5 protein-coding genes are annotated in these 8690 nt (G+C 42.0%); 3 read left to right on the top strand and 2 right to left on the bottom strand.

Annotated elements, in window-relative coordinates; all coding sequences use genetic code 11:
• Positions 1–261, bottom strand: a 261-nt coding sequence (locus tag RI557_RS10865) for a hypothetical protein (protein ID WP_310683747.1), incomplete at its 3' end; no start/stop codon positions are given.
• A gap of 328 nt (positions 262–589) precedes the next feature.
• Complete coding sequence (locus tag RI557_RS10860) at positions 590–2674, bottom strand: S9 family peptidase (RefSeq protein ID WP_310683745.1); 2085 nt, start codon at positions 2672–2674, stop codon at positions 590–592.
• 150 nt (positions 2675–2824) lie between these two features.
• Between RI557_RS10860 and RI557_RS10855 the strand changes: the two genes are divergently transcribed.
• From RI557_RS10855 to RI557_RS10845, 3 genes are all read left to right on the top strand, one after another.
• Positions 2825–5671: a TonB-dependent receptor gene (locus tag RI557_RS10855; RefSeq protein WP_310683743.1), complete on the top strand. Its 2847-nt coding sequence runs from the start codon at positions 2825–2827 to the stop codon at positions 5669–5671.
• A gap of 39 nt (positions 5672–5710) precedes the next feature.
• Entirely contained in the window at positions 5711–7480 is a 1770-nt protein-coding gene (locus RI557_RS10850) for a T9SS type A sorting domain-containing protein (RefSeq protein ID WP_310666907.1), read from the top strand.
• A gap of 246 nt (positions 7481–7726) precedes the next feature.
• The coding region (locus RI557_RS10845; RefSeq protein ID WP_310683741.1) for a hypothetical protein at positions 7727–8690 on the top strand (964 nt) is incomplete at its 3' end.

Below are 8690 nucleotides of genomic sequence, written 5' to 3'. Positions count from 1 at the left end.
TCCACTGGGTAAGACTGCAGCTGGATCAGATATAGGAGAATTTAATGTTGCCGAACTTGGATTATCAAATCTCCACACCTGTCCATTCTGAGCACTTGAGCTGTCAATATTCGACCACCCACTTGGTGGAGTGATTGAATCAACTGCTGTTGAAAAATCTTCATCGAAGTAAACCTGTGCGTTTAGCGTACTCACATTCATTGCGAACATGACGGCTAAAGAACACAAGGCGACAAAGACTCTTTGTACATTGTTCTTCATAGTTATTTATCGATTAGTTAAACATTAATTAATTACAACATCACTAGCCTGTCGCAATGCAACAGGCATTAATTCAAAAAAATTCAACTGGAAGAAATTTAGGACTTACGAGAAGTTTTGATTGGGGTGCTTCTCGAATTTAAAATTGAAATTTCGTTCCAGTTTTTCAATTAGTTGGCTTCAAAGCTATGGTATAATTAGGGGTTTGTCAATATTTTAACATATTGTAATGCTCAAATTTTTATTCTTTCATCCGTGTATCTTAGGCACAGCAACGTTTAACGGCTGGGTCATTTTTTTTAATTTTTAGTCATTAAAAGAGCATTGCTCAACTTTTTTCTCCTTCCAACTTCAACAAAAAGGCATAATCTAATGCTGTTTCTCTCAACCTTTTGAATCTGCCGGATGAGCCTCCGTGACCTGCATCGAGGTTTACTTTCATCAACAGTAAATTTTCGTCTGTCTTTTTCTCGCGCAGCTTTGCCACCCACTTGGCCGGTTCCCAGTACTGAACCTGTGAATCGTGGAAGCCTGTTGTAACCAATAAGTTTGGATAATTTTTCGACTCTACATTATCGTAAGGTGAGTATTGCAATATATAGTGGTAATACGTTTCATCATTCGGGTTTCCCCATTCATCGTATTCTCCCGTGGTAAGCGGAATCGACTCATCGAGCATGGTGGTGACAACATCTACAAAGGGAACGGCTGCTACAACTCCGTTCCACAGATCGGGGCGCATGTTGATGATCGCCCCCATGAGCATTCCGCCTGCGCTGCCTCCCAGGGCATAAAGCTGGTTCTGACTGGTGAAATTTTGGTCTATTAAATGCTCCGCACAATCGATAAAATCGGTAAAGGTGTTCATTTTGTTGAGCCACTTACCATCGAGGTACCAATCCCTGCCCAGGTCTTCTCCGCCACGAATGTGCGCTATGGCAAAAATAAATCCGCGGTCGAGCAGACTAAGCCTTATTGAGCTGAATGAAGGATCGGTGCTGATTCCGTAAGATCCGTAGCCGTAGAGCAAGAGGGGCTGGCTCTGACCATTACGGTGCATGTCTTTTTTATAAACCAAAGAGATTGGCACTTTTTTACAATCTCGTGCGGTTGCGTATAGTCTCTCGCTTTTGTACTCGTCCTGGTTGTATCCACCAACGACTTCGTGTTGTTTGAGCAACTCCTGCTCGCGGGTTTTCATGTTATATAGGTAAACGCTGGGCGGAGTGGTCAACGAGGTATAGCCGTAACGGAGGTTATCAGTATTAAAATCTGGGTTAATGCCGATGTAGGCCACGTAAGCCGGATCTGAAAATTTGATCTCGTGCATTTCCCCATCCCAGGGTCTGATGCATAAATTCACCAATCCGTTTTCGCGTTCTTCGGTCACCATGAAGTTCTGAAAAAGCTCCATGTTCTCGATCATCACATCTCCCCTGTGCTCAATAACCGGTTCCCAGTTTTCCTGAGTTGTTTTGTGCTCAGGTGTCTTCATAACTTTGAAGTTACGGGCATCTTTGTTGGTGAGGATATAAAAGTGATCATTGTAGTGTGCGATTGAATATTCGTGATCGCGCTCGCGTTTGTCAAATAGCTGAAACTCACCCATTGGCTCATCAGCCGGTAAATAGCGGTACTCGTTACTCACAGAGCTGGCAGATCCTATCAAAATGTATTTCTCCGATTTTGACTTAAAAGCGTAACACAAAAAAGTGGCGTCTTTTTCTTCGTAAATCAGCTCGTCATCTTTTTGGTCAGATCCCAAAACGTGTCGATAAATTTTGCTGGGCCTCAGCGTTTCATCCTGCATGGCGTAAAAAACGGTTTTGTTGTCATTTGCCCACGCAACTGATCCGGTAGTGTTTTCCAGCACATCATCTAAAAACTCACCCGTTTCCAGGTTTTTAAATCGCACCTTATATATACGCCTGCTCAAAGTATCTTCTCCAAAAGCGAGTAATTTGTTGTTCACGCTAAGGCTCATTCCGCCCAATGAGTGAAATTCCTTCCCCTCAGCCAACTGGTTCTGATCGAGAATCACTCTTTCCTCTTTTTCTTCAACCTTCCTCCTCAGGAAAACCGGGTATTCACTCCCTTTCTCAAACTTTGTGCGATACTCATAGCCGCGCAATGTATAGGGTACCGACTCATCATCCTCTTTGATCCTGCCTTTCATCTCGGCAAAGAGCTTTTCCTGTAGCTCTTCAGTATCTTTCATCTTTTCCTCAGTGTAAGCATTCTCATTCCTGAGGTGCTGGAGAACTCCATCGCTCTCTCTGTCTCGCATCCAGTAAAAAGGATCAATCCGTGTTTCGCCATGTGCTGCGAGTGAAAAATCTATGTGTTTTGCTTTTGGTGCATCCATTTGAAAGTATTTTTGCCAAATGTAGGATGTGTTTTTTGAATCGTTCATTTTTTTTCATGGTCTAAACCGACCACGAAATAATTGTTTGTTCATTTGCATTTTACACAGGATTATGCAATAAAAATTAAGTTGCATTTGTAAAAAGGAACGTTATATTTGTATGCACGCATAACAAATTGTTATGCATCAAACCATCCCATGAAGAGAAATTCACCATATCAACTTCGCTCAATACTGGCGATCATCTTTTGGGCACTTGCAGGATTTGCTTTTGGTCAAAATGTCATTGAAGGACAAATCATAGACAAAACAACAGGTGAAACACTCATTGGAGCTACCGTTGTCATTAAGGGAACATCAACTGGCGGGACGACTGATTTTGACGGGAATTTTTCTGTAAAAACAGACAAAGAGCCGCCACTCACACTGGTCATGTCTTTCATGGGTTACAAGAAGCAAGAGATTGAAGTCACTGATTTTTCTGATAAAATCAAAATCAAACTGGAGAGCGACAACGTTCTTCTCGATGCAGTTGAAATTGTGGATACACGAATAACAGATCGCCAAAAACAAGCTCCACTCACAGTTGAAACAATGGATGTCATCGCCATTAAAGAAGCGCCATCGGGTAATTTTTACGAGAGCCTTGGAACATTGAAGGGTGTTGACATGACAAGCGCTTCGCTCGGTTTCAAAGTAATCAACACACGCGGCTTCAACAGTACTTCACCGGTCAGATCCCTGCAGCTCATCGATGGAGTGGATAATCAATCTCCCGGGCTGAATTTTTCGCTGGGTAATTTCCTGGGAGCATCTGATCTCGATGTAAAAAGCGTTGATATCATTGCCGGAGCGAGTTCAGCCTACTACGGACCCGGTGCATTCAACGGAGTCATCAATATGACGACTAAAGACCCGTTTGTTTTTCAGGGTTTGAGCGGTTCAGTGAAAGTGGGTGAGAGAAACATGCTGGAAGGAGCAATCCGGTGGGCGCAGGCAATTAAAAACAAAGACGGAGAAGAAAAATTCGCTTATAAAATCAACGCTTTCTATCTACAGGCCGATGATTGGGAAGCCGAGAATTACAACCCGGTTTTCGACAGTGAATCTGCTAAGTCAAATCCCGGTGGCTACGATGCGGTTAACATCTACGGTGATGAACGGGTACAATCAAACGCTGATGAATCTTCAATTTTTGGTGCCATCGACTATCCCGGGCTCAACACTTTTCACCGTACAGGTTACAAAGAAGTAAACCTGGCCGATTACAACACTCAAAACGCTAAATTGGGAGTTGCTCTCCACTACAAATTCAGAGAAGACCTCCGCGCAATTGTAGCATCTAACTACAGTACCGGAACCACCGTTTACCAGGGAGATAACCGCTACAGCTTAAAAGACATTCAGTTCTTTCAGAACCGATTTGAAATCCGCCAGGACGACAAGTGGTTCTTCAGAGCTTACGCCACTCACGAAAACTCAGGGAACTCCTACGACATCGTAACAACAGCCATTCGGTTACAAGAGGCTTCAATGGGTGATGTAGATTGGAATGATACTTACAAACAAAAATGGGGCTCAGATTTGGGTTCACAGGTTAGGGCATTACCAGGCTACCCAAATCGCTCCAATTACGACAACGCAAAACAATGGCAGGAGATAGGACTCAACCCATTCCTCAACCAGCACAGAGACTCCATTGTTCGTTATCATCAGTTGAACAGGCAGTATACCGATTCACAGCTGGTCAGCAAAGATAAGGCAAGATATTATCCCGGCACAGCTAAATTCGACAGTGCATTTAACAACATCACCTCCAAAAAATTCACCGATGGCGGTTCGCTGTTTTACGACCGTTCGGCTCTTTACCACGTTCAGGGTGAATACAAGTTTGAGCCTTCCTGGGCCACAATTCGCGTAGGTGGATCGGCTCGTCTTTACACACCTGACACACGTGGAACAATTTTCAGTGATACACTGGAATACACACGACAACAAACCGATTCCGGGACTATCGTTACAGACTCATCTTACAAAGAGATCACCAACTTTCAATATGGCGTTTATGCCGGCTTAGAGCGCTACTTTTTCAAAGAACAAATCAAGGCCAGCGCAACTCTCCGCATGGATAAAAACGAAAACTTCGACTATATCTTTAGTCCGGCTCTGACCATGGTTTACACACCTAATGAAAAGCACACATTCAGAACCACTTTTAGCTCAGCTGTGCGAAACCCAACAATGGCTGATCAATTTCTGTATTACGATGTGGGCCGCGCTATTCTGCTTGGCGGGCTCAACGGTTACGATTCACTCGTAACAGCAAAATCATTTGAGTCAACGCTTTCCTCACTCAACCAGGATTCGCTCGATTATTTCAATGTGGATCCGATCAAACCAGAGCAGGTGAGAACATTAGAGCTGGGATATCGCGGTATATTCAATAAAAAAGTGTTCGTTGACGCATCTTACTACCACAGCTGGTACACCAACTTCATCGGTTATCAGATTGGGATTGATGCTGAATTTACTAACAACTCTTTTCTTTCAAAATATCAGCCGTATCGCATATCAACGAATGCTCAATCAATCGTGACAACACAAGGCTTCTCAATAGGCGCAAATTACTACTTTGCTAAAAAGTTGACGCTGAATGGAAACTACAGTTGGAACAAACTGGTTTCAGGTGACGATGACCCTATAATCCCTGCATTTAACACACCAGAACACAAATACAACCTGGGAGTAAGCGGTAGAGAATTATCCTGGGGATTTTTACCGGTTCCGGGGTTCTTTGGTTTTAGCGTAAATTACAAATGGGTTGAAGGATTTGTTTTTGAAGGCTCTCCACAGTTTACAGGACCGATAGACTCGTACGGATTAGTTGATGCACAAATCAATTATAATTGGCCTCGTATTAATACAACGTTTAAATTAGGGGCATCGAACTTATTGAATAACGAGGTTTACCAGGTTTACGGTGGGCCAAGAGTGGGCAGACTCGCATACTTCTCAATTTTGTACGAATGGAAAAGAAAAAAATAAAAACTAAATTGTATCTTTCTTAAATTAAAATATAGGCTTATGAAACAGAAACTACTCATGACAATTGCAGCTGCAGCTTGCACTGCGTTTAGCATCTCAGCAAACGCCCAGTTGCGTTACGCTGAAGAGATCTTTGACGAAAGTGAAATCGAAGTACAAACCGATATCACTTATGGAATCAATGTTGACTTTTTGAAAAACACGTCATTATTAAGTCCAACCTACATTCAAAATAACCAGCAACAAATTGCCGGTGAAATGAATTATCTCGACAGTACACTTCAGGCTGGTGGTAACCCGAGCATGAACTACTTCCTTCCTTATGGAGCTGACTCCTCAACAATTGTGAAAGTGTCACAGCTCGAGATGGACGTTTACATGCCAACGACCAGTGCTGATAACATGGCTGAACGCCCGGTTATTGTTTACGTTCACACAGGTAACTTCTTACCTCCAATTATCAACGGTAGTGTAGGTGGTTCAAAAAATGACTCGGCTGCGGTTGAGTTTTGTACACAATGGGCAAAACGCGGCTATGTAGCTGTAGCTCCAAACTATCGTCACGGATGGAACCCGCAGGCGAACGACCCGCAAACCGGTCAAATCATTAGGCGAGCAACTTTGTTGAATGCCGTTTACCGCGCTATTCACGATGTAAAGCAATCTGTTCGAGTATTGAGACAGGGTGCAAACCAGGGACCAAACCCTTATGGTATTAACTCAGACAAAATTGCATTATTCGGACAAGGATCAGGTGGTTATGTGGTTTTGGCTTACACAACTATTGACAGCCAAAGCGAAGTGGGAACTGCTAAATTTTTGAATCCTCTCACAAATCAACCTTACGTTAACGAACAAGTTGTTGGTGATTACGAAGGTTTTGGTGGTTTATTGAATCTTTATGTTGATAATGGTGAAAGTGCCGACATTCAACACACTGTTAATGCCGGTGGTGCTTTAGGTGATATCTCGTGGTTAGATGGCAATGAAGCTCCAATGATGAGTTTCCACTGTATCAATGACCCATTTGCACCTTTTGACACCAACCAGGTTGTTGTTCCTACAACAAATAACAATGTTGTTCCGGTTCCGGGGCCAAATACTTTTATTCCGGAAGCTAATGCACTTGGCCTTAACAGCGACTGGATTGACAAGAATGAATACCAGGATCCTTTCACATCTCGCGCACGTTCGCTTTACGGCAGAACATTTGAAACGTTCTATCCAACAGCTCCTCTAGATGAAGTAACGATTGATGCAGATGCTGAAGGTTTGTTCGCTTTCCAACTTCCATTGAAACAAGCTCGCTTTGAAAACCAGGGTGCTCCGTGGGAATGGTGGAGTGAAAGTGATGTAATCGCTCTAGCACAGGCAGTCAACCAACAAACCGGTGGTTCTTATGACGGTGCTGCAATTCACCAAAACTCATTGATGTCAAACCCTGATATGTCAAAAGAAAAAGCACTTCGCTACATCGACACAATTCAGGGCTACATGCACCCGAGATTGATGTTAGGAATGGGAATTGGCGATACCAATGCAGTTGGTTACGAAGAGCTTTACCCTTTTGCTGAAGCTAAGATCAAGATTTTCCCTAACCCATCAGTTGGTGAGGTGAATATTCAATCAAAAGGTAACGCTATTCAAATGGTAACTGTTTTTGATCTCACAGGTAAAGTCGTTTACCGCTCTGAGAACATCAACAGAGAGTTTGAATCGATCAACCTGAACGAACTCAAATCAGGAATGTATTTGATCAAAGTTGAAGGCGATGAAGCCTTTTCAAAGGAAAGACTTTTCTTGCACTAAGAAGAAAGTGACTTTTATAAAGTGATAAGCCCCGCAACATTCATACATGTTGCGGGGCTTTTTTTAATAATCACTGTTAACTTTAACTGTTTAACAGTAGGTAAAGAATAAAAACTTGACACGTAAAAAACACTTCATTAAATTAGCACAAAATTCAAAAAATAAATAATTATGAAAAGTAAAATTAATGAATGCCCCCCCCCTTGCAGGGCAATTCAAAAATTTTGGGTTTTAATTTTCATTTTTATGTGTGCTACTATCGCCACTGCGCAACAACCCAATTGGAGTTTGCATAATTCAATTGTGGATTACCAAAACACTTCACTATCCTCATTACCGGGTTCTCCAAATCCAGAATACACCCAAAATGCTTTGTGGGATGATCAGGGAAACCTCATTTGTCATGAAGCAGATGGTAAGATCTGGGACAGTCAGGGTAATTTGGTGTTAAAGTTCGAACAAATAATAAATGGTAACCTTGTTTTAGCTAAAGGTTTTACCGAATTTGTCTTAATACCGGTACCCGGGGTTTGCAATCAGTTTTATGGTGTTTTAGGTTACAGTGATGGTGTTACTGATGGCACTCCGGTTCAAAAGGTTCTGTATTGTGTGCTAGATGTTGACCCTGCAACAAACACGGTCACACCTGTACCGGTTAATAGTAACGGGGATGAGATTGGGTCCATTCCTTTACAATGTGAAATAAGAAGGTCTTCTGATGGTGATACCAGATCAGATAAAAATTTGAATTTCTTCATCCTTCTTGAATCAACAAAAGAATTATCTAATGGTACTCGAAAGCTTTTTGTCGCCACTCAGCAGTGTTTAGTAACACTTGAGACGAATACAAATTCATATCCATCATTTGATTTTGTAGATGGTTACAGATATGAGTTCACTAGTTTTAAACCTGCCAACCTACGAACTGAGTTGGAAGTATTTCAGGTAGATGATGAGGTTTTTGACGTGATAACTCCACAGTATCGACCAAATTCATCAGGAAATAATTTTCCAAACGAGTTTACGCATTTTAATATAGATTTTTCCTCTTCAACACCATCTTATCAATTAAACCATTATAGTTTTCCCTTTAATGATTTATCGCCTTTAATGAAAGGAGTAGAGTTCTCTGAAGATGGAAAAAAGCTGTATATAAGTGTAACTAAAATACAAAGACAGCCATCTGTAAGCAGAATCACTTCAGGAGATC

The organism is Salibacter sp., assembly GCF_031581065.1.
Lineage (GTDB): Bacteria > Bacteroidota > Bacteroidia > Flavobacteriales_G > Salibacteraceae > Salibacter.
This window is presented reverse-complemented; position numbering and strand designations above follow the sequence as displayed.